General features: G+C 60.2%; 19 protein-coding genes and 1 other RNA gene. 17 read left to right on the forward strand and 3 right to left on the reverse strand.

Annotated elements, in window-relative coordinates:
- The first annotated feature begins 275 nt into the window (after positions 1-275).
- The 16 genes from I2F59_RS03060 to I2F59_RS03135 all read left to right on the forward strand — a co-directional run bounded on the left by I2F59_RS03060 (position 276) and on the right by I2F59_RS03135 (position 18,988).
- Positions 276-464, forward strand: coding sequence for a hypothetical protein (locus I2F59_RS03060; RefSeq protein WP_195503202.1), 189 nt, complete (start codon positions 276-278; stop codon positions 462-464).
- Positions 461-3,544: a SpaA isopeptide-forming pilin-related protein gene (locus I2F59_RS10030; protein WP_195503203.1), complete on the forward strand. Its 3,084-nt coding sequence runs from the start codon at positions 461-463 to the stop codon at positions 3,542-3,544. The genes I2F59_RS03060 and I2F59_RS10030 overlap by 4 nt, the downstream gene beginning before the upstream one ends.
- A gap of 39 nt (positions 3,545-3,583) precedes the next feature.
- On the forward strand, positions 3,584-5,377 hold the full coding sequence (locus tag I2F59_RS03070) for an isopeptide-forming domain-containing fimbrial protein (RefSeq protein ID WP_195503204.1): 1,794 nt from the start codon (positions 3,584-3,586) through the stop codon (positions 5,375-5,377).
- 164 nt (positions 5,378-5,541) lie between these two features.
- Positions 5,542-6,681 (forward strand): class C sortase, encoded by a 1,140-nt coding sequence (locus tag I2F59_RS03075; RefSeq protein ID WP_229065307.1) that lies wholly within the window; start codon positions 5,542-5,544, stop codon positions 6,679-6,681.
- A complete protein-coding gene (locus tag I2F59_RS03080) occupies positions 6,641-7,045 on the forward strand; it encodes a family 4 glycosyl hydrolase (protein WP_267473345.1) in 405 nt (134 codons plus the stop codon). Before I2F59_RS03075 ends, I2F59_RS03080 begins: the two co-directional genes overlap by 41 nt.
- 412 nt (positions 7,046-7,457) lie before the next feature.
- Complete coding sequence (locus I2F59_RS03085; protein ID WP_195503205.1) at positions 7,458-7,862, forward strand: prealbumin-like fold domain-containing protein; 405 nt, start codon at positions 7,458-7,460, stop codon at positions 7,860-7,862.
- 511 nt (positions 7,863-8,373) lie between these two features.
- Entirely contained in the window at positions 8,374-9,342 is a 969-nt protein-coding gene (locus I2F59_RS03090) for a MarR family transcriptional regulator (RefSeq protein WP_195503206.1), read from the forward strand.
- The gene (locus I2F59_RS03095) at positions 9,324-10,097 is read left to right on the forward strand and encodes a hypothetical protein (protein WP_195361732.1); all 774 of its coding nucleotides are present in this window, start codon (positions 9,324-9,326) and stop codon (positions 10,095-10,097) included. Before I2F59_RS03090 ends, I2F59_RS03095 begins: the two co-directional genes overlap by 19 nt.
- 132 nt (positions 10,098-10,229) lie before the next feature.
- Entirely contained in the window at positions 10,230-11,147 is a 918-nt protein-coding gene (locus I2F59_RS03100; RefSeq protein WP_195503207.1) for a class C sortase, read from the forward strand.
- Between the two features lie 345 nt (positions 11,148-11,492).
- Entirely contained in the window at positions 11,493-11,804 is a 312-nt protein-coding gene (gene gatC, locus I2F59_RS03105) for an Asp-tRNA(Asn)/Glu-tRNA(Gln) amidotransferase subunit GatC (protein ID WP_055287082.1), read from the forward strand.
- Entirely contained in the window at positions 11,804-13,318 is a 1,515-nt protein-coding gene (gatA, locus tag I2F59_RS03110) for an Asp-tRNA(Asn)/Glu-tRNA(Gln) amidotransferase subunit GatA (RefSeq protein ID WP_195503208.1), read from the forward strand. Before gatC ends, gatA begins: the two co-directional genes overlap by 1 nt.
- A complete protein-coding gene (gene gatB, locus I2F59_RS03115) occupies positions 13,318-14,994 on the forward strand; it encodes an Asp-tRNA(Asn)/Glu-tRNA(Gln) amidotransferase subunit GatB (RefSeq protein ID WP_195503209.1) in 1,677 nt (558 codons plus the stop codon). Before gatA ends, gatB begins: the two co-directional genes overlap by 1 nt.
- A gap of 650 nt (positions 14,995-15,644) precedes the next feature.
- Positions 15,645-15,890, forward strand: a complete 246-nt coding sequence (locus I2F59_RS03120) for a DUF6110 family protein (RefSeq protein ID WP_195503210.1) — start codon at positions 15,645-15,647, stop codon at positions 15,888-15,890.
- Positions 15,891-15,968: 78 nt separating this feature from the next.
- On the forward strand, positions 15,969-17,984 hold the full coding sequence (locus I2F59_RS03125; RefSeq protein WP_271755854.1) for a heavy metal translocating P-type ATPase: 2,016 nt from the start codon (positions 15,969-15,971) through the stop codon (positions 17,982-17,984).
- A 138-nt stretch (positions 17,985-18,122) separates the two neighbouring features.
- A complete protein-coding gene (locus tag I2F59_RS03130) occupies positions 18,123-18,476 on the forward strand; it encodes a hypothetical protein (RefSeq protein WP_195503212.1) in 354 nt (117 codons plus the stop codon).
- Complete coding sequence (locus tag I2F59_RS03135; protein ID WP_195503213.1) at positions 18,473-18,988, forward strand: type II toxin-antitoxin system VapC family toxin; 516 nt, start codon at positions 18,473-18,475, stop codon at positions 18,986-18,988. The genes I2F59_RS03130 and I2F59_RS03135 overlap by 4 nt, the downstream gene beginning before the upstream one ends.
- A 60-nt stretch (positions 18,989-19,048) precedes the next feature.
- Here the strand turns inward: I2F59_RS03135 and I2F59_RS03140 are convergent, their stop codons facing one another.
- The gene (locus tag I2F59_RS03140) at positions 19,049-19,483 is read right to left on the reverse strand and encodes a hypothetical protein (RefSeq protein ID WP_195503214.1); all 435 of its coding nucleotides are present in this window, start codon (positions 19,481-19,483) and stop codon (positions 19,049-19,051) included.
- A gap of 238 nt (positions 19,484-19,721) precedes the next feature.
- On the opposite strand from I2F59_RS03140, the gene ssrA reads away from it, so the two are divergent.
- Positions 19,722-20,085: a transfer-messenger RNA gene (ssrA, locus tag I2F59_RS03145) on the forward strand.
- A 105-nt stretch (positions 20,086-20,190) separates the two neighbouring features.
- Here the strand turns inward: ssrA and I2F59_RS03150 are convergent.
- Both I2F59_RS03150 and I2F59_RS03155 read right to left on the reverse strand, forming a co-directional pair.
- Positions 20,191-20,502, reverse strand: coding sequence for a hypothetical protein (locus tag I2F59_RS03150; RefSeq protein ID WP_195503215.1), 312 nt, complete (start codon positions 20,500-20,502; stop codon positions 20,191-20,193).
- A gap of 3 nt (positions 20,503-20,505) precedes the next feature.
- Positions 20,506-21,318, reverse strand: a complete 813-nt coding sequence (locus I2F59_RS03155) for an N-acetylmuramoyl-L-alanine amidase (RefSeq protein ID WP_117765363.1) — start codon at positions 21,316-21,318, stop codon at positions 20,506-20,508.

The raw sequence follows: 21,318 nt of genomic DNA on the forward strand, positions 1-21,318 counted from the left end.
GGCGTGTTGGCACCACCAGCGTAGTGGCGGCGGGGAGGCACGGTGGCCATTATTCGGTGACCGGGATTGGTCAAAATCGTTTGACTATTAGCGGCTAAAATCGCCCGGCGCTAACAAGAACAAAGACTCTGAGAAAAGCGATTGAAAGAATCTGGCTTTTCGTTGTTTAAACAATAAGTAATATTATGCATATCGAGCGCGAGCAATTATAGGTTGCGCGCTCTATACTAATTCGTGAAAGAGCAAGATCGCGGTCTCTTGGGGAGGAGACATCGATGACAGCAAATTCAGATAAATCTAAGCAGGACAATAAAGCGGCACATCGTGTGCTGGCAGATGTTTTGTGCGGAGCTTCCGTTTTGAGCCTGGTACTGTCGCTCGTTATGCCCCCGATCTCGCAGGCCATCGCCAGCGACACCCAGACAGTTTTTACCGAGGAAACTGTAATGGGGTGCTCAAAGTGAAGAAGTTCGCCGCATGTAGCTTTATGGCAACTGTTCTCGTAGTGAGCACTCTGTTGTCGCCGTTTAGCGCGGTCTCCACCGCAAGCGCGGAAGATGCTGGACATCTCACTCCGGGCATTTACAAGCCAACGCCCATCGGTATTGGTACGAATATCAATGTCTCCACCTCCGATCCCGGCGTTGCCACCTACGTCGGCCGCGACATGTACATCGGTGGTAAGCCGAGCGACACTAATATTCTTGATGCGAGCAACGCCCCCGCCGGCTCATATGCCGCTGAGGCGGAGGGCCTTACCGTGGTCCGTGGCAAGCTTGCCATGAATCCTATCAAGGAGAGTTGGAGCGGCCATGGCTTCCGTTTCGGCACCGTTGGTTTTGGCTCGCAGTTTCGTCCCAGTGAGGGAAGCACGGTGCTTGCGGTCGCCGGAATCGACAGCGCGATCACCAGCATGAGCGTTGGTTACAGCGGGGACACGCCGCAGGCGACTACCGTTGGCGCGTGGACCAAGGGTGCCTGGGTCGGCAAGGCGACAACGGGTGACTCCGCTGGCTATGAATACACCGCGCAGATTGCAGGCCCCATTACCTATTGGAATACTAACAAACAGCGCCAGTCTGTTGTAAAGACGCAGAGCAACTGGTCTGACGGTGGCCTGTTCTCGGGCGACGATAATGGCGCGAGTATCATGTCGAACATCAACGGTAAGGACTATACCAAATACCTGCAGTCCGAAGTAAAGGCGAAGATCTCCGCGCCTCTCGCAAAGCTTAAGACCACCGGGGAATACAAAGTCGGTGTTGCTGAGCAGAATTCCAAATACATGATTAAAAAGTACAACAATAAGGAGCAGTACGGCCTCACGTTCGACGACTCCATCAAGACCTTTAAGCGCAAGACGAACTATACCGACGTTAACGGCAAGAACGTTTCCGGCAAGGTGGCCCTTGTCAACAACGAGAAGCTCATCAAGTTTACCGGCGATGCGGACGCTAACGGCAACGGTTCTCCGCTACAGGTCTTCTACCTCAAGGCGTCCGATCTAACCAACTCCATTGGCGGCACGACCTACCGTGGTGTAGATTTTAGCTTCGACATGATTCCTACAGACGCCTCCGTGGTGGTCAACATTATCGACGACGACGAAGCGGGGCAGACCGCGACTCCGGTTGAGTTCAACACCGGCTGGCGTTTCTGGTGGAATGGTAAGGAAATCTCTCGCGGGTACGAGGAAGGTAGTGACGTCGAGTCTCAGTACTCCACTGCCGCCCAGAGCATCCTGTGGAACTTCACTACGGCCAAGCAGGTAACAATCCGCGGCGGTATGGCCCTTGAGGGCAATAAAGATCTTGATTCTAAAGCGGACGGGAAGTGGACCGACGACGACCCAGCAGCCGCCATGTTGGGCAGCATCGTTGTGCCCAACGGTAGCTTCGAGGATCACGTGACCACTAACGGCCGCGTGTACGTGGGCGGCGACTTTGAGATGTACAACCCTACGGAAGCGTGGAAGTTCAACCCCGATGGTAGCTCGGCTTCCGTCATCGACATGGACCAGGAGCGTCACAACTTCCCGTGGTCTGGCTCGTATACACCGGACGGTTCCTCCATTGCATGGAGCAAGGTCGACGCTGCGGATGGCACTACGCTGCTTCCCGGTTCTTCGTGGACGATATACGGCACTGTCGATGATGCCAAGAACGGGAAGAATCCCATCGTTACGGTAACGGATGGCGCTGCCAACGATTACGCTTCTACTGATGGCGAGCTTCAGTTCAACTATTTGAATCAGAAGGCCAATCCGAGTACGGAGATCTCGGATTCTAACCTGGCATTCATCTATTACATCAAAGAGGTGACGGCGCCGGAGGGTTACCAGGTTTCGGACAAGATCTACTACGCCACCATGAACAATGCCGGTGAGTCGGTGAACTATGTCCAAGGCTACGTGAACACGGCAAACGACAAGCTGGTTCAGTTCGACTCTTCTAACCCCACGGGTGCCATCCCCAACGCCAAGATCACAGGTACGGTGTCTTGGACCAAGGTTGAGGACGGAGATGCGAAGTTCGCTCCTTTGGCTGGTTCCGAGTGGAAGCTTGCGAAACTGGGTACCGATGGCTCGACCGAGGCGCAGTCCTGGACCGTGAGTGACCAATCGGCTCCGAGTGGCACCACGTGGGCAGACACCGACACCGCGCCTGGCAAGTTCACGCTCGAGGGCCTGCTGCCGGGTACGTACACGCTTGTTGAGACCCAGGCTCCGATTGGCTACGAACTGAACGAGAAGACCTACAAGTTCACGGTGGACAGCACAAACGGCTCCATTACGTGGACCGAGGAAAAGGGCCTGACGATTGACGGGAACAACGTCTACATTTCCGACACTCTTGCCACTACGTCCGTGACGATCCCGGTGACCAAATCTGTTCGCAATACGGATTGGCCGAAGGATGCCAACGACAACTATGTTTCGTTCGACTTCAAGATCACGGCGACGTCCGACCCCGCGGCTCCGATGCCTGGCGAAACGACCATTCACGTTGCGCCTACGGACGAGTCCAAGGTCAACGACATCGTTGCGAACTTTGGGAAGATCACATTCTGCAAGGACCATCTTGCCACCATCGACGCTTCGAACCCGACGGGGGAGAAGACCTACACCTACATGGTGAAGGAAGTCGCGCCCGCCACCGGTGCCGTCAATAAGCTCCGCTACTCCAAGGCCGAGTACCAGGTGGCGGTCACGGTGAAGGCCGATATGACCAATGGCAAGCGCTCCGGCCTCACCACCTCCACCACGGTCACGCAGGTGAAGGACGACATGGGCAACGCCCTGGGTAAGGACGGGCAGGGCGTCGAGGTTCAACCCTCCGCCGCCGCGCCCGACGCCATTCCCGCCTCCACCTTCACCAACGTGAAAGTCCTCACGGACCTCCCGCTCACCGGCGCGGGATGGACCGAGAACTCCATGCTCCTCGTGGGCGCCGGTCTCATGCTTCTGGGCGGCATCGCTGCGGGAGCGTATTGGTTCGCTACAAAGCGCCGCCAGGACGACCCGTCCGATGGCGCTGGTAGATAGATGTTTATGAATGTCGGGCTCATTTCTGAAAGGGGAATCATGAACCGATTCGTACAAAAGCTGATCGCCGGCGCCGCCGCCGTAGCGATCGCCGTAACCGGCCTGTTGGGTGGAGCGCCTGTGGCCAAGGCTGCGGATCCCACCACGGGCACCATCACCATCAGCAATGCCTCCGGCGACACTGCGACGCATACGCTTGACGGTTGGAAGCTCGCGTCGTTGAAGAACGTTGCCTCCGCCGATGGCAAGCTCACGTTCCTCATCGATACTAACAATGCCATGGTTCCGCTCATTGAGGCTTCCATGACTAGCGACCAGCTCGCTCTTTACAAGGCAGACGCTAACTACTACACCGAGAATGGTAAAGAAAACAACCCGATCGGCTGGCTTGTTGCCAACAGCTTCGGGGGCAAAACTCCCGAGACGTCCGATCCGTGGGGTGGAAATTCGTCAGCGCTGCGCACGTTCGCGACGAATCTTTCGAAGAAGCTCGCCGTGACCGGCGCGCCTACTGCTACTAAGACTGGTTTCCAGAGCAGTGCCACAGGTTTCGAGAACTCCTGCGACCAGGGCCTGTGGCTCTTGAAGGATGTTTCTACCGATCCTACGACCCAGTCCATCCCCATAATCGTCGCCACCAAGCTTGCCGACTATTCCACGGAAACTGTCAACTGGGGCAGCGTCACGTTGAAGATGAACGTGCCGACCGTTGACAAGAAGATCGCTGGCTCTGCTACCGGTACCGTTGCAGCCGATGGCTCCAACGCAGACGCCCGCATCGGCGACGTGGTCAAGTATGAGCTCAGCTCTGTTATCCCGAGCTACACCGGCTACGAGATGACCAACCCGCCCCGTGTGTTCAAGCTTATCGATACCGCATCCAAGGGTCTGACGGTTGACGCGAACTCTGTGAAGTCCGTTAAACTCACCAAGAGCGGTACTACTGTTACCCTGAGCAATAATGACTATGTCGTTTCTTCTAAACCCTACGACCTTACCGAGGGTAAGACCGGCTACAACGCAGAGTATGCTGGCGGTACGGTGACCACCATCGACCTGGCCAACTACGTTAACAAGGCAGCTGGCTCTACCTCCTCTACCGACGGTATTCTCGAGGGCGCAACTGTGACCGTCGAGTTTGAGGCTACTGTCAACAGCAGCGCCGTCAAGGCTGGCGTTGGTAACCCCAACTCCGTTGAGCTTGAGTATTCTCGCACTCCTGATAACGTGTCCACCAAGATTTCTGGCCCCGAGGTTCCTCGCGTTTACACCTACGAGTTCGGCATCCTGAAGACCGACATGGCTGGCAAAGCCATCCTTGAGGGCGCTCAGTTCGCCATCGCTCGTGTGAACACTTCTGATAACACCAAGACCTTCCTGAAGAGGGATGCCGCGACTGGTGCTTGGTCTGAGCTCACCGCGACCACGCCCGCCAAGGACGGTACCGAGTCCGACGGTGTGTTCACCACCGGTGCGGACGGCACGATTAAGATGTCCGGCCTGCCTGAGGGTACCTACTACGTCGAGGAGATCAAGGCTCCGACCGGGTACACCAACATCGGCCTGCCTAGCTTCGAGTTTACGATTTCCGCTGATCTTGATACCGATGGCAAGACCGTGGTGAATTTGAAGTACGAGAAGACCACCGACACCGACGGCGACCGCATCGCCTTCGACACCAAGGCCCCCTCTCAGGCCAACATCAAGAACGCCAAGAATCTCACCGAGCTGCCTATGACCGGTGACCTGGGCATCAAGGTCTTCGTCACTGTGGGTGTGCTGCTCATGGCTGCTGGCGCCGCCTTCGCCCTGAGTGCACGTATGCGCGCTTAATTCCCTAGCTTGATGACGCGGCGAGCAGGCGATCGTCGTCTCCTATCAGCGCCTGCGCGCCGCGTTCTCATATTCCCTTTCGCCGCACCCCGTCGCGCTTGGACACGCGGCGGGGTCGGTGCTTTGACCGTGCCCACGCACCCACACCCCCGGAGGTGAACCACATGGAGGCAATCAAGCCCGTATCGACGATGCGCACGCCGAGCGGCGGTTCGAACCCGGCTTCCCCCAGCCGACGCAAACCGCCCCTCGTCCTGCGCCTGCTTTCCCTTCTGTGCTTTGCCGCCGGCTTTGCCATCGTGGCCACGCCCCTCGTCCTGCGCGCTATGTCCCAGGCTGAGCAAACGGCCGCCGTTACCGCCGCTGCCAACACGGTGGACGGCTGGCCCTATCCGCAGGCGGAGGAGGCCCTCGCGGCCGCCCGCGCCTACAACGAACAGCTGGCTGCCGGCGGTCAGGACGTTATCGGCGAGGTCGTGGACCCGTTCGGTAGCACCTCCGGCGCCTCCACCGCCTCGGGCTCTGAGGATTCCATCGCCTCGCAAGACACCACCTACCAGGGACTCCTTAACGCGGGATCGGGCGTTATGTGCTCGGTACGCATTCCCAAGATTGACGTTAACCTGCCCGTGTACCACGGCACCTCCAACGAGGTGCTCGCTGCAGGCGCCGGCCACCTGTACGGAACATCGCTGCCCGTGGGCGGCGAGAGTACGCATGCCGTGCTCACCGGTCACCGTGGCGTGCCGGGCTCGCTCCTGTTCACGCGCTTGGATGAGCTGCAGGTGGGCGACTCGTTCTACATCGAGGTGATGGGCGAAGAACTGGGCTACAAGATCGACCGCATAGACGTGATTGAGCCCGACGATGATTCCAAGCTGCGCGTGACCGCCGGCGAGGACCGTGTGACGCTCATGACCTGCACGCCCTACGGCGTGAACTCGCATCGCCTGCTCGTATCGGGCGTGCGGGCGGATATTCCGAACGAGATACCCGTGCCCGAGGACGTGCAGGGCATCAACACCACCGCCGTGGCCCTGGGTGTTTTGGGCGCGCTGCTGGCCATTGTGATTGGGCTTTCCGTGGCCGGACACGTGCGCAAGAAGCGCCGCGCGGCTCAGCGTGCGGCCGTGGCGGCTGCGGTGACGCTGGACGCCGACGCGGCTGCTGGCAATGGCGGAAACGGGTGGACCGTGGGAGCCTCCGGACCTGCGGCCCCCTTCGTCTCCTCTGCTTCAGATCCTTCGGCTTCCCCCGATTCCGATGCTGATTCTTCCGGCTATCGCGGGCGACACCTGCGCTAGCGCCCGCGTTGGTGCTCAATATCGCTCGAAGTGTAGCGCCTTCGCTCGCTTCCTGGTCATTTGCCAGAACCGCGGCGCGATTCCGAACATGCCGTACGACGCGATGGTCGAGCTGCCCGCCTACATCGGCAAGAACGGCCCCGAGGTCATCTCGCGCGACAACATCCCGCTGTTCCAGCAGGGCCTCATGATGCAGCGGCTCAACTCCGAGAAGCTCGTGGTCGAGGCGTGCATCGAGGGTTCGTATGAGAAGGCGCTCAGGGCGTTCACGCTCAACAAGACGGTCCCGTCCATGACGGTCGCCAAGGAGGTTCTCGACGACATGATCGAGGCCAACAAGGAATTCTGGCCTGAGCTTAAGTAACGAGGCCTTCGACGGCCCGACTGCGAACGGTTCGCAGCGGACTATGAGGTCCATAGGCTCCCCCTGGGATACATCCCAGGGGGAGCCTCTCAGAAGCGCCCGAGGGGCGCTTTTTGTGTATATGGAGGCAAAAGGGATATGCAGTCTTCATACATGGCCTCCTTTTAGGAGGGTCGATTTCTCCGGTTGATTTCCAATCTCAGCTGAACACATTGAGCGGATAGGCCGTTCCCGCAGTTAGCCGAAAGCCCCGGGGTCCCTCCCGGGCCCCGGGGCGGCATTTTCCCAGTTGAAGGAACGGTGGAGATGTGTTTCGGTGGGTCCGGTGGCCATGCTCCGCTCCCCGCCCGGCACCTCTTCCAAGGGAACCGACGAGGGCGCCGGCGCCCAGTATGTCTAAGAGAACGGTTCTTTGGGCAATACTGCCTATGATTTTACGACTGATGATAAGGGCGAAATCGGCGTCAAGGGCCTCGATGCTGGCGCTTACACGGTCGAGGAGACCAATACGCTCCCCGGCTATAACACCGTGCCCAAATTCACGTTCACCATTACTGCCACGGGTCTTAATCAGAACGAGGGCGAGAATACGTTGACGGTGACCACATCCACGAAAGGCTCTGGTCTCGTCACCAATTCCTCTTCTGGTGACGGCACTGTTACCCTTACCGTCAAGAACAAGAAGGGCTCCGGTCTCCCGCTGACCGGTCTTAACGGCGTGACCTTCACGTGGATCGCTGGTGGCGAGGTGCTGTGCATCGGCGTGGCGCACCTCATCCGTAGTCGCAAGCAAGCTGAGGAGTCCGAGCAGGAGTAACGCTCACTCACCCATCCCTTTGGCAGGTGGGATGTGATGGCCATGAGACTTGCGGACACTTTTCTCGTCCATCTACGCTCTTGCTTTGCCATTCTCTTTTCGGGGCAGACTCCACGCTGGAGTCTGCCCCGTTTTTTGGATAACGCAGCCAGCCTCCACCGTCCGATGCGGGTACGTTCGTCATCGCGTTTCTTGACTCGTATGAGGTTCGGATTAAGGTCCGTAGGCGCACGCGCGGTGCGGACGGTGGACGGCATTTGCGCCGCAACAAGCGCAAATAAGAATGCCCGGGGTTAGAGGCCCGGGCATTTAACAAAACCAGAAAACTAGGCCGCCCGCGCTCCCAAACATTTACGCGGGGTGCGTCGTTTTCTATTGATATTGTATCCCGAATCGCCCCGCCGATCCGGGATATTCTGAAAACTCAAATGCTGGCTTATGCACGAAAGGAATCTCGTTAATTCCGAAAATTATGTATAATTCCAATATAAACTGGAATCAAGCGAAAACGATGGAAATGAACGAAGCGCTAATCTACTTACAAGAAGCACTAGGCCTCTCCGCCAAGATCAAAACTTGGCCTAGATCCGCACGCTTGCCGCTGCATCTGCGGGCGATTGAGGTCCGCGCTGTTGACGCAAACGGTTTTTCGTTTTTGCTTGCAAGTTTGCCTACGGGCGTCGGGCTTCCCGAGGCTAAGAGAGTCTATAGCCAGCTAGCCTTGCGCGCGGAGACTCCTGTTGTCGTTTCGTTTCCTGATGCCGATGCACGTCAGCGCAAAGCATTGGTCGCACAAGGGATTCCCTTTGTCTGCCCAGGTAGACAGGCTTTTCTTCCATTTATGGGCACAGCCTGCACGGAGAGGGGCGGTGCCCGCTTTCGCAATCACGCGACCAAGATGTCACCCAACGCGCAGGCTGCCGCAATTTGGGGAGCAGCCCAGGAGCCATATCGTCCCTATGACCTTTGTCGTGCGCTTGGGATCTCGGCAAGCCGTGCGAGTGAGGCCATAACCGAGCTTGTCGACAGGGGGCTCGCGAGGCGCGAGCGTCGCGAGCGGCGTGTCGTCGTGCTCCCTATCGCCGTCGATCTTTTGCTCAGCGAGCACATGGCAGAGCTCTCCTCGCCTGTCTCGAAGGTCTTTTTTGCAAGGAAGACGCCGCAGATCGACTATCTTGTTGACGCCGGGGAGACGGCGCTCGCTGCGCGTTCGATGCTCGCTGCGCCGGGCATGGAACAAAAGGCCGTCTTAAGAAGTGCATGGCGTCAACTGAGCGACCTCGAAGTCGCAGACGGGGAGTTGCCGGATAACGAAACGGCGATGATCCAAGTGTGGCGCTATGCGCCCGTGTTTGCCGACTCCTCCCGCGTCGATGACATTTCGCTTGCGCTATCTTTGGCGGCAATCGACGATGAGCGAATTCAGCTCGAAGTCGATCGCATGTTTGGAAAGGAATATCCATGGCAAGAAGCGCTGTAGAAGGTCTCCAAGAATTTCAGCAGCATATGCAAAAAGCTGCAGGATCGTATGCCCTTATCGGCGGCACGGCATGTGACATTTTGCTCGCGGAGGCGGGACTTCCGTTTAGGATGACTCACGATTTTGATGTTGTAATTGTCGCCGATGACCGGTTGCCTCAGACGGCAGAAGCTATATGGACTTTGGTGCATGATGGAGGTTACCGCTGCGGCTGGGGCGAAGGCAAAGGCTCATGTTTTTATCGGTTTACAGAGCCTAAGAGGCCGGGTTACCCCCGTATGATCGAACTCTTTGCGAAGTGCCCCGACTTTCTAAAGGGTCGTGCGGGGATTGATGTGGCACCAATTCACGTTGATGAAAACATAAGCAGTCTTTCGGCAATTTTGTTGGACGATGCTTACTACGGCTTGTTCCTTCAGGGAATCCGGACCGTAGGCGGCGTTTCGGTCCTGGGTACGGAATACATTGTCCCGTTCAAAGCGAAGGCGTATCTCGACCTAAAAGCTAGAAGGGAAGCGGGGGAGAACGTTGATTCGAATAAGGTAAAAAAGCATAAACGCGATGCGCTGAGGCTTGCTCAGCTGCTTGGCGAGTCGGAAGGCGTCGACCTGCGCGGAGAACTGAAGGACGATATGCTTGCGTTTGTTAAAGATTGCGAGGTGGGCGACGTCAATCTGAAACAGATTGGGGTTGCGGGCGTAACGATGGCGCAGTTGCTCGAGACGATGAAAGCAACATATGGCTTGATTGGTTGAGTGGGGTTACGTGGCCCGGACGGTGCAGTCTAGTTGCGTTGTCCGGCGCATGAGCTCGCTAATCGGGTATTATTTGTTTAGACAACTTGAGTTGTAGAGGAGTGACCGGCGATGGTGCAGGGCGCCAAACACATGAAGAGCAATAACGCCGCGGCCAACGGCGGCTCAAGCCCTCAGCCCAAACCTCAACCAAAGCCCAAGCGCCGTCGCAAGCGACTGCCGCGCTGGGCCGACCGGCTCATCACCATCGTCATCATCCTTATTGGCGTGGGCCTTATGACTTGGCCGTGGATCTTGGACCGGCTCGAGGCCTCGGGCGTGTTCAACCAGATCAGCACGGTGTCCAGCACCGTGGATGCGCTGTCTGCCGAGGAGCGCGAGCGCATCCTGCTCCAGGCACGCTCCTTTAACGAGCAGTTGGCGGGCGAGGCCACCGAGCTTCCCGCCGACCAGATCGAGCCCTACGCCCAGCAGCTCATCTTTGACCGCGACCCCATGATGAGCTGGGTCGAGATTCCCTCCATCGACGTGAGCATGCCCATCTACCACGGCACGAGCGAGGAAGTCCTTATGGCGGGCGTCGGCCACCTGGAGGGCACGAGCCTGCCGGTGGGCGGCACCTCGACGCATTGCGTGCTCACCGCGCACTCGGGCATGCGCAACCTGAGCATGTTCGACGACATCCATTCGCTGGAGCCCGGCGACCTGGTGCTGCTGCACACCATGAACAAGACGCTCGCCTACAAGATGGTGGACTCCGAGGTGGTGCTGCCCGAGGAGATGGAGTCGCTGACCATCGAGCCCGGCGCCGACAAAGTGACGCTCGTTACCTGCACGCCCTACGGCGTGAACGACCATCGCCTGCTGGTGCATTGCGTGCGCACCAAGTACAGCAAGAAGGACGTCGACAAGCAAAAGTCGCTGACCGGCCGCCACTGGGGCAAGCGCGAGTTTGCCGTGCTTATCGTGGTCGTAGCCATTGTGCTGTTGCTGCTGGACATCGTGGTCCACGCGGTCCGCAAGCGCCGCAAGGCCAAGGCCTCGGCATAAGACATTCTCCAGAACCACCGCAATGGGGACAGGCACCTTTGTGGTGGGCGGGACTTCCAAACCATCACAACATTCGATGAAAATCGCGATTTTGACGAAAAGCGTCGAATGTTGTGATGGTTTTCGTCGTGGGCGGGACGGTCTTCGTTGTGGGCGGGACGGTTTTCGTTGTGGACAGGACGGTTTTCGCTATGGACGGTGCGGTTTCGCTGCAGAACCGCCGGCCCGCCGCCTGTCAACCGACGCCCTCGTTACGTTTTCGCTGCATTTGGGTAAAGCGCCTGCTCCAAGCGGCGTTGCCTTGTATACTGGAACGGTTTAACTGTTATGCGGAAGGGAGCGCCTATGGCACTCAGCGAGAAAGACGTGCGCGGCATCGCCGAGTACGCAAAGATCGCACTGACCGATGACGAGCTCACCCAGATGACGTCCTACCTGAACGACGCCGTCCAGATGCTCGAGCCCGTCTTGCAATATGACTTGCCCGACGTGGAGCCCACGTTCCATCCTATCGGAAGCCTGTCCAACGTGATGGGCGATGACCTGCGCGAGCCCGAGCGCGACCTGCCGCTCGACGTTGCGCTCGAAAACGCCGGCAGCGCGCGCGACCGCTACTTCCGTGTGCCGTCCATTTTGGGAGAGGGGGAGAGCGAGTAATGGCGCAGAGCTTCGATTCCCTTACCGCCGCCCAGATTGCCGCAGGCGTTGCCGCCGGCGACTTTACCGCTACCGAGGTGGCCCAGGCCTCCCTTGCCGCCATCGAGGCGCGCGAGGGCGGGGTCCAGGCATTCCTGCAGGTGGCGCCCGAGCTTGCGCTCGAGGCCGCCGCGCGTGTGGATGCCGACCGTGCCGCAGGCAAGCCGCTGCCTCCGCTCGCGGGCGTGCCGCTGGCCATCAAGGACAACATGAACCTCGTGGGCACGCGCACCACCTGCGCTTCCCGCATGCTCGAGGACTACCAGAGCGTCTACACCGCCACCTGCGTCCAGCGCATGCTCGATGCCGGCTGCCTGCCCATGGGCAAGGCCAACATGGACGAGTTTGCCTTTGGCAGCTCCACCGAGAGCTCGGCGTTCCACCGCACCAACAACCCCTGGGATACCGAGCGCGTGCCCGGCGGCTCCTCGGGCGGCTCCGCTGCCGCCGTCGCCGCGGGCGAGGTCGCGCTCTCGCTGGGCTCGGACACCGGCGGCTCCATTCGCCAGCCGGCGTCGCTGTGCGGCGTGGTGGGCTTTAAGCCCACGTATGGCGCCGTGAGCCGTTACGGCGTGGTCGCCTTTGGCTCGTCGCTCGACCAGGTGGGCCCCTTTGGCCGCACGGTCGAGGATGTCGCGCTGGCCATGAACGCGCTTACCGGTGCGGGCCACGATCCGTACGACTGCACCAGCCAGGACTGCGCCGTCGACTTTACCGAGCATCTCAACGACAGCATCGAGGGCAAGCGCGTAGGCATCATCCCCGCGTTTATGGAGGCCGAGGGCCTGACGCCCGAGGTCAAGGCCGCTGTTCAGCGCGCCGCCCAGGAGCTGCAGAACCAGGGTGCCGAGCTGGTCGAGGTCGACCTGCCGCACCTGGACGCCGCCATCGCCGCCTACTACGTCATCGGCCCGGCCGAGGCGTTCTCCAACCTGGCCCGCTTCGACGGCATTCGCTACGGCTATCAGGAGGAGGGCTGCGCCAACCTGTCCGACCAGAGCTCGCTTTCGCGCGCCCATGGCTTTGGCGCCGAGGCCAAGCGCCGTCAGATGCTCGGCGCTTACCTGCTGAGCTCGGGCGTGTACGACAAGTACTACTACGCCGCGCAGAAGGCCCGCACGCTCATCACGCAGGACTACGACGCCGCGTATGCCAAGGTGGACACCATCCTCATGCCCGCCTCACCGCGCACGGCCTTTAAGTTTGGCGAGATCAGCGACCCCACGCAGATGTACCTTTCGGACCTGTACACCATCTCGCTCAACATTTGCGGCAACGGTGGCATCTCGGTGCCGCTGGGCCTGGGCGAGGACAGCAAACTGCCCGTTTCTGCCCAGCTGGTGGGTCCGGCCTTTAAGGACCGTCAGCTGCTTACGTTTGCCCGCGCCCTGGAGCGCGGCTTTTCCGATGCCGCCACGGGTGCGCCCGCGCTTTCCGTCGCGCCCGATTTTGCCGGGAAGGGAGGCGAGCTGTAATGAAGGAGCTTTCCGAGGTCCTGCAGGATTGGGAGGCCGTGATCGGCCTGGAGATCCATACCGAGCTCACCGCGCTCGATACCAAGATGTTCTGCAACTGCAAGCTCAGCCACGATGACGAGCCCAACGCCAACGTGTGCCCGGTGTGCCTGGGCCTGCCCGGCGCCCTGCCGGTGCCCAACAAGCGCGCCATCGAGAGCATCGTCAAAGCGGGTCTCGCCACCAACTGCGAGATCCAGCGTCACTCGATGTTCTACCGCAAGCACTACTTCTACCCCGACATGGCCAAGAACTTCCAAACCACGCAGGGTCCGGTCGCTTTTGCCATGTACGGTCACCTGGACCTGGACGTGACCGGTCGCGGTGCCGCCGAGCGCCCCGACTGCGCGTTTGGCGAGGCCGAGGCCCAGAGCCTGGCGAGCGCCTCGGCCAACGCCGAGGGCCTGTCCACGTCCATGACGTCGACCATGCGCGAGGGCAATCAGCGCTCTGGTCATCTGGCCAGCTATGATGCGTCCAACCTGCAGATGCCCGAGCGCCGCGAGGACGGTTCTTACACGGTGCCCATTCGCATCCTGCGCATCCACATGGAGGAGGACGCCGCCAAGATGGTCCACGTGGGCGGTGCCGAGGGCCGCATTACCGCCGCTGCCGAGTCGCTCGTCGACTACAACCGCTGCGGCACGCCTTTGATTGAGCTCGTCACCGAGCCCGATCTGCGCACGCCCGAGGAGGCCCGCCTGTTTATGGAGAAGCTCCGTCGCATTTTTGTGACGCTGGGCATTTCGGACTGCTCCATGGAGAAGGGTTCTATGCGCTGCGACGGCAACGTGTCGCTGCGCCGCCGCGGCGAGACCAAGCTGGGCACTAAGACCGAGCTCAAGAACCTCAACTCGTTTAAGAGCCTGCATGACGGCCTTGCCTACGAGATCTGCCGTCAGGCCGAGGTGCTCGAGGAGGGCGGCATCATCTATCAGGAGACCCGCCACTGGGAGCCCAGCCGCAAGCGCACCGTGGTCATGCGCGTCAAGGAAACGGCCGACGACTATCGTCTGTTCCCCGACCCCGACCTGGCGCCGTTCGATCTGGACGACGAGTTCATCGACCGCTGTCGTGGCGAGATCCCCGAGCTGCCCGATGCCAAGCGCGCCCGTTTTGAGGCCGACTTTGGCATTAAGGCGGCCGACGCCGAGCAGATTGCCGGCGACCCCGAGTTTGCCGACTTCTTTGAGGCCGCTGCTGCCGGTATGGCCGGCAAGGAGGCCCAGACGGTCGCAAACCTGTTGGTCAACGAGATGATCGCCTACCTTAAGGGTGCGGGCGTCTCGCTGGCCGAGTCCGGCATCGCGCCGGCTCAGGTGGCAGTCCTTGCCAAGCTGCTGGCGACCGATGCCATCAGCTCCAACCAGGCTCACGAGGTCTTTGAGGCCATGGCCCAGACCGGCGACGATCCCAACAAGATCGTCGACGAGCGCGGTATGCGTCAGGTGAGCGATGCCGGTGCGCTGCAGCCGATTGTGGACGAGGTGCTGGCAAACTGTGCCGATCAGGCGCAGCAGTATCGTGACGGCAACCAGAAGGTCATCGGCTTTCTGGTGGGCCAGTGCATGAAGGCAAGCCGCGGCAAGGGTAACCCGAAGCTCTTCAACGAGTTGCTGAGAACGTCGCTCTCGTAAACGGGAACCCGGGAGCCCCGGCAGAGCGGGTGCTTCCTCAAAATTTCGAACAGTCCTGCGCAAGACGAAGGCCACATTAAGTGGCCTTCTTTGCGTGCGGAACTCATTTTGAGCAAGCGCCCGCCCTGCCGGGGCTCCCGGGTTCTGTGACGACTCGGCTGTTCGGGTCAGGTGGGCTGAATGGAATTTGGTGAATGAGGGCGCCGATGGCGCCCTCATTCTTTATGGATGTTGAAAACGAAGGTGAATACTTTTCCGCGAAGTGAACGACCTATTTTGGACCCCTGAAACATCAACACTTTTCTGGCTCTGTTTCCTGCGGTTTTGTCGAGTTTTTCCTGCGGTTTTGCTGGCGAAAAATGCAGATGTTTCGGGGGTCCGATTTCACTCGTTCACTTCGCGGAAAAGTATTAGACCTCGATTTGTTGGGTTGGGGGAGAGCCTTTCTTGGATGCCGGAGGTGTACGCTGCGGCAGGCGGATCGCCAGAAGTCGGCTGTTCCGCGCCTGAAGATTTCCAAAAAGTTAACCTTTGTTGACCTTAATAGTTAGATAAACTAAACTATTTTCCAAAAGTGTGCTCGAGCAAACTTGTTTACTCGGGTGCTGAGGCACCGTGCCGCGCCCAATGCGGCAAAAGGGAGAAGCAACATGAAGAAGTCCACGTTCAACACCCTGCTTGTTGGTGGCGGTTTTCTGCTCGGCACGGCCGGCATCAAGCTGCTTACCAGCGCTCCGGTCAAGAATGCCTGCGTGCGGGGCATCGCGTGCGGTATGCGCGTCAAGAACTGCTACCAGGACATGGTCGAGCAGGCCAAGGCCAATGTCGATGACATGGTTGCCGAGGCGGCCTACATCACCCAGAGCGAGGCCGCTGCTGATGAGGCAGCCGAGTAACGCTCCCAGGCACAAACTATGAGATTCTCGATTATTAGCGAGATCCCCGGCAGGACCCGTCTTCAATTGGCGGGTCCTGTGCCAGAGAGCGATCTCGATGCACTTCTTAAGCTCAGCGGCGATTTCGACGGCGTGCGCAAAGTGCGCGTTTATGGCCGTATTGGCCAGATGGCGCTCGAATATGACGAGCAGTGTCGTGCGGGCGTGCTCGACGCCTTGGGTGCGCTCGATGCCCAGGCCATTGCCGACGCAAAGACGGGTTACGTGATGCAGCTTGAGCCACGCAAGCACAAGCTCGTCATGGATCTTGCCACACTTATCGGCGCCCACTACGCGCGCCGCTGGTTCCTGCCTACGCCGCTGCGTGCCATCTTTGTCGTGGCCGGTTACATGACCTTTTTGCGTGCCGCCCTCCACGAGCTCGCGCAGCCGCGCCTGACCGTTCCCGTACTCGACGCTTCGGCCATCGGCATTTCGTTCGTCAAACGTGATGTCGACACCGCGGGCCAGACAATGTTCCTGCTCAACGTGGGCGAGCTGCTCGAGGACTACACACGCGCCATGAGCGAAAACGAGCTCATCAACTCGCTGCTTGATGTGCCCGACAAGGCGCAAAAGGTCGTCGGCGACACCGAGGTAAGCGTTGCCGCGACCGAGCTTGAGCCCGGCGACTTGGTCGCCGTTCGCACCGGCATGTCCATCTGCATCGACGGCGTGGTCGAGCAGGGAAGCGCCATGGTTAACCAGGCGACCCTGACCGGCGAGCCGCTTGCCGTCGAGCGCAGCGCGGGCGACGATGTATTCGCCGGCACCGTCGTGGAAGACGGCAGTATCTTGGTGCGTGTGCGCGCCAACACGGCTCAGACCAAGCTCCGCTCGATCGTCTCGCTCGTGCAGGCGGCCGACTCGCTCAAGTCCGAGGGCCAGTCGCACATGGAAGACCTCGCCAACAAGATCGTCCCGTGGAACTTCCTGCTCGCGGGCCTGGTTGCGCTTACCACCCGCAGTCTCATCAAGACCTCAGCGGCGCTGATGGTCGACTACTCGTGCGCACTTAAACTCACGGGTTCGGTCGCCGTCATGACCGCTATGAGCGATGCCGCCAAGATGGGCGTCATGGTCAAGGGCGCGAAGTACTTTGAGTCGTTTGCCAAGGCCGATACCATCGTGTTTGATAAGACCGGCACGCTCACCGAGGCGCAGCCGCGTCTTGCCTGCGTGCTCACCACCGATGGCTGGAGCGAGGACGAGGTTCTGCGCCTTTCCGCCTGCTTAGAGGAGCATTTCCCGCATCCGGTGGCGCGTGCCGTGGTCAACGCCGCCCGCGAGCGCGGGCTCGAGCACCGCGAGCGTCACGCTGCGGTCGAGTACATCGTGGCGCACGGCATCGCTTCGTCCATTGAAGGGCGTCGCGCCATCATCGGTTCTGCGCACTTTGTGTTTGAGGACGAGGGTGCGCAGCTCGAGTCCGACATCAAGGGGCAAATCGACCTCAAGATGCAGGGCCTGTCGCCGCTGTATCTGGCGGTCGACGGCACGGTCGTGGGCGTGCTCGGCATCGAGGATCCGCTCAAGCCCGGGGTCCGCGAGGCCATCGCCGACCTGCATGCGCTGGGCGTCAAGCATGTCGTTATGCTCACGGGCGACTCCGAGCGCACAGCCGAGCGCATTGCGCGAGAGGCGGGGGTCGACGAGTTTAAGGCCGAGCTGCTGCCCGAGGACAAGTACGCCTATGTGGAGCGAATTAAGAGCGAGGGGCGCCACGTTGCCATGGTGGGCGACGGCGTCAACGATTCGCCGGCGCTCGGTTTGGCCGACGTGGGCCTGGCGATGGGTGGCGGAAGCGACATCGCCAAGGAGGTCGCCGATATCATCCTGACCGATACGGATCTCGCCGCGATCGTGCGCCTGCGCCGCATGAGCCAGGGCCTCGTTGATCGTCTGACGAGCTCCTACTCTAAGGTGATGCTCACCAACTCAGCGCTCTTGGCACTGGGTATTACCGGCACGATTACCCCGCAGACGTCGTCGTTGCTGCACAATGGTTCGACGATTGCCTACAGCCTGAGCAACGCGAAAGCATATCTGCGCTAGCACTTTTACTTTAGTTTTCGGCCTGCATTTGGGCGGTGTTGCAGCCGCCAGAATGCAGGCCTTTTGCGTTTGACCATGTGCTAGCAGCAATATATAGTTGTGCTAGCTAAGATAGCGGAAGTCGAAGGTGAGGTTGAGATGGATGCTGTTGACGGCATGGCGCAGGTGAACGTTCGCGTGGATCGCCAGGTCAAGAACCGTGCCGAGGAAGCGCTGCGGCTTTCGGGCGGGTCACTGCCCGAGCTCATCAAAAAGGTGGTGGCCAAGGTCGCGCAGGGTGGCGGGCAGTGCGAGGAAGTGCTTGCGGCCGTCGACGACCGGCAGCAGACCGTCGCGCCCGATACTCCGTTCGCCGCATCATGGGCGGCGGCGGATCAGCTTTACGCGGACCTGGGCATCGATGCGTCACCTGCATCCGATGATCGTGATTGGGACACAATCTATTCCGAAGCCATGCACGATCGCTATCGCCAAAAGGGGATGATCCTGTGAGTGGAGCCCCTCTTAAGATCATGGTGGATGCCAATGTGTGGGTCGATTCGTTTTGCGCCGACCATGCCGAGTCGCTTGCCGCGCGTGCGTTTATTGGGCAGGCAGCGGAATCGGGCGCGGCGCTGCTCTTTCCGGTGCATATCGCCAAGGACGTGCTGTACGTAGTTCAGCACGAGTTCAAGCGCAGGGTTCTTGTCGAAAAAGGCTCGGTCGACGAAGCGTCGGCGCAAGCGATCGGCGAGGCTGCGCTGGCGTTTGTTCGGAATATGACCGAAAACGCTACAGCCGTGGGCGCTGATGCATCCGATCTGTGGCTAGCCGACAAATATCTGACGCTCCATCGCGATTACGAGGACAACTTGGTACTCGCTGCATGCAAGCGCGCCCAGGTTGATTACTTGGTAACTAACGATCGCAAACTGCTCGAACATGCCGATCTTGCAGCAAAGACGCCGCGCCAAATGATGCCGATTCTCGCGCTGGCCGAACGCGGTGGGCGGGCATCCCGCTAGCGCCTTGCTGTCTGCGTGCCCTTCGGAACGTCGACATTCCGAAGGGCACGCATCCTTAAATTACAAAAGCGCGGCCTTGATGGCAGGGGCTTCGGCGAGCTTCTCGGCTGCCTTTTCATCGGAATCGTTCAGTGCAGCCAGACCGCGATAGACCCACTCGTTGACCTGGGTGTTCTTGACGCCTGCGGTCTGCATAAGGGCGCCTACCTCGCGGATTGCTGCGAACAGATCGGCCTTGGGGCCCACGAGCTCGACCGTGAGGTCGTGGTAGGCGGACACGCCGCGGTTCTCACTCACGTGGTCGATAAAGCCCTCGACGGTCTCAAGCTGCTGGGCGAGAGCTGCATCATCGTCAGCGTCCAGCGCGACGAGTGCGTTCGATACCGTGAGGGCGGGATGTCCGCAGGGGACAAAGCCTTCGATGACATCCATAGCTTCGGTAATGGTTGAGCCCAGGCCTGCGAGGGCATTGATGAGTTGCTGTTTGGTATCCATAACGGTCCTTTCGACGGGGCAATTTGCTTGGCGAAAATATACGTGACGCGATCGGTAGCAAAAGTGCGAAGTGCGGCGCACATTGGGGTCTTCACAGCTCGTGCATAGAACGGCTGTCTGCCTTTAGAACGTGGTAAGATAGCTATCCACGAGCGGGGTTCACCCCGCGTGTTCCTTGAAAAGTCGACGGTTATCGGGTGTTTGCAGACCCGATACCATCCAGACTTTCCCAACATTCGGGGGCGACTGGTTTCGACACGATAGCTCTGAGAGAGGAAGCAAGCCGAGGTCTCCTCGCCTCGTTAAACAGGGGTACCGTCAAATTGAATTGACAACAACTCTTCTTTTGAGCCTATGGCTCTCGCTGCTTAGTTTATAGCGGCGCGTCAACCCGGTGATTTCCCCGCCACCGGTGCGACGTCATTTTAGGGGAATGCTCCTGCGCACGTAATCGGTATGGCGCAGGCTAAGACCGAACCGGTTAGGACGCCGCGAGCGTGTCGCTGCGCGCAAAGCGTCCGAGACTAAACCAGCGACTGAGCTTGGAGATGCCAATCAGGGGGCTTTCGTGGACCGGAGTTCGATTCTCCGCGCCTCCACCAACTGTTCAGTAGGCGAACACATACGCGTGTTCGTCGTTAGGCGGGCGTTCGTATTGCTCGTCAGATAGAAAGAAGCCGCTCCATACGGGGCGGCTTCTTTGCGTTCTAGGCCTGCGGCATGATCTCCTGCTCGCCGTCCTCGTCCATGTACGGCATGAGGAACACGCCGCCCTGCTCGGTGGTAAGCAGCAGGTACTCGCGGTTGTGCTCGTCGCACACGATTTCCTGGCCGATGCCCTCGGGCAGGTCGTATATGGGGCCGTCCGTGCGGGCTTGCCTCACGGTCACGTCTTGCGCTCCCATGGCCTGCGACGCGCAGCTGGCGGCGGCCAGGACGATGAACAGCAGGACGGCCGCCGCGAGGATGGGGCCGCACCCGCCGTTGCGCTCCTCGTCTGCGGGGCTCGGGTACGGCATGGCCTATCCCACCTTCACCAGATAGTCGTCGGCCTCTGGCTTGCCCGTGGCCTTGCCCACGGCGATGTAGCGCGTTGCGCCGCTGTAGCCCGTGTATCGGCCCCACACGTAGCCGTCGGCGATCTTGTACCAGTTATCCAGCGTCACGGTCTCGCCGCTGGAATAGTGCGCCACCTCGGTGCCGCCCAGACCGGGGGCGTCGCGCACGCGCAGGTAGTCCACAGTGCAGCGGTAGGTGCCGCCGAAGTTCTCGGTCGTTTCCTGCTGCGCAGGCTGCGGCTGCGGGACGGCTGCGGGGGCGCTTCCAGCAGTGATGCCGAAGCATTCCAGGTAGATGCGCGCCAGCTCGTCCAGGTTGCCGTTGAACTTCTCGCGGTCGCCGTCGTTGTCGATGAAGCCGTTCTCGCACAGGCGGTAGTTGATGCCGCGCGCGGCGGCTCGGTTCGGGTTCGCGAGGTCGGAACGGCGCACCAGCTTCTCGGAGCGCCCGGGCATGAACGCCGCCAGCTTGTCGGCCAGCGCATTGTCGTACTCGTCAGGCTCAAAGCCCTCCTTGATGATGACGTGCGCGCCGTGGGCCGTGGCGATGCCGCTGGCGTCCATGTGCAGCTCCACCACTGGCGCGTCGGTGCTCAGGCGGTTAAGCCCGCCGTCGGCGTACCAGTTGCGGGACGTATCGCCCAGCTCGACCTCGGAACCGCCCAGTTCCTTGATTCGCTGGCCCAGGGCGCGAACGCGCTCGGCCTCGGTGCAGCCGCCTGCGCAGCAGCCGGGGTCGCCAGCGCCGTGGCCGCAGATGATGAACAGTTTAGCCAT

The organism is Collinsella aerofaciens (assembly GCF_015556945.1).
In the GTDB taxonomy this organism is placed as follows: Bacteria; Actinomycetota; Coriobacteriia; order Coriobacteriales; family Coriobacteriaceae; genus Collinsella; species Collinsella aerofaciens_AO.

Coding starts and splice junctions, on each gene's coding strand:
- I2F59_RS03060 (WP_195503202.1), top strand. CDS start 276: ATGACAGCAAATTCAGATAAATCTAAGCAGGACAATAAAGCGGCACAT.
- I2F59_RS03090 (WP_195503206.1), top strand. CDS start 8,374: ATGGAAATGAACGAAGCGCTAATCTACTTACAAGAAGCACTAGGCCTC.
- gatC (WP_055287082.1), top strand. CDS start 11,493: ATGGCACTCAGCGAGAAAGACGTGCGCGGCATCGCCGAGTACGCAAAG.
- I2F59_RS03120 (WP_195503210.1), top strand. CDS start 15,645: ATGAAGAAGTCCACGTTCAACACCCTGCTTGTTGGTGGCGGTTTTCTG.
- I2F59_RS03075 (WP_229065307.1), top strand. CDS start 5,542: ATGGAGGCAATCAAGCCCGTATCGACGATGCGCACGCCGAGCGGCGGT.
- I2F59_RS03070 (WP_195503204.1), top strand. CDS start 3,584: ATGAACCGATTCGTACAAAAGCTGATCGCCGGCGCCGCCGCCGTAGCG.
- I2F59_RS03150 (WP_195503215.1), bottom strand. CDS start 20,502: ATGCCGTACCCGAGCCCCGCAGACGAGGAGCGCAACGGCGGGTGCGGC.
- gatA (WP_195503208.1), top strand. CDS start 11,804: ATGGCGCAGAGCTTCGATTCCCTTACCGCCGCCCAGATTGCCGCAGGC.
- I2F59_RS03100 (WP_195503207.1), top strand. CDS start 10,230: ATGAAGAGCAATAACGCCGCGGCCAACGGCGGCTCAAGCCCTCAGCCC.
- I2F59_RS03155 (WP_117765363.1), bottom strand. CDS start 21,318: ATGGCTAAACTGTTCATCATCTGCGGCCACGGCGCTGGCGACCCCGGC.
- I2F59_RS03130 (WP_195503212.1), top strand. CDS start 18,123: ATGGATGCTGTTGACGGCATGGCGCAGGTGAACGTTCGCGTGGATCGC.
- gatB (WP_195503209.1), top strand. CDS start 13,318: ATGAAGGAGCTTTCCGAGGTCCTGCAGGATTGGGAGGCCGTGATCGGC.
- I2F59_RS03095 (WP_195361732.1), top strand. CDS start 9,324: ATGGCAAGAAGCGCTGTAGAAGGTCTCCAAGAATTTCAGCAGCATATG.
- I2F59_RS03080 (WP_267473345.1), top strand. CDS start 6,641: ATGCTGATTCTTCCGGCTATCGCGGGCGACACCTGCGCTAGCGCCCGC.
- I2F59_RS03140 (WP_195503214.1), bottom strand. CDS start 19,483: ATGGATACCAAACAGCAACTCATCAATGCCCTCGCAGGCCTGGGCTCA.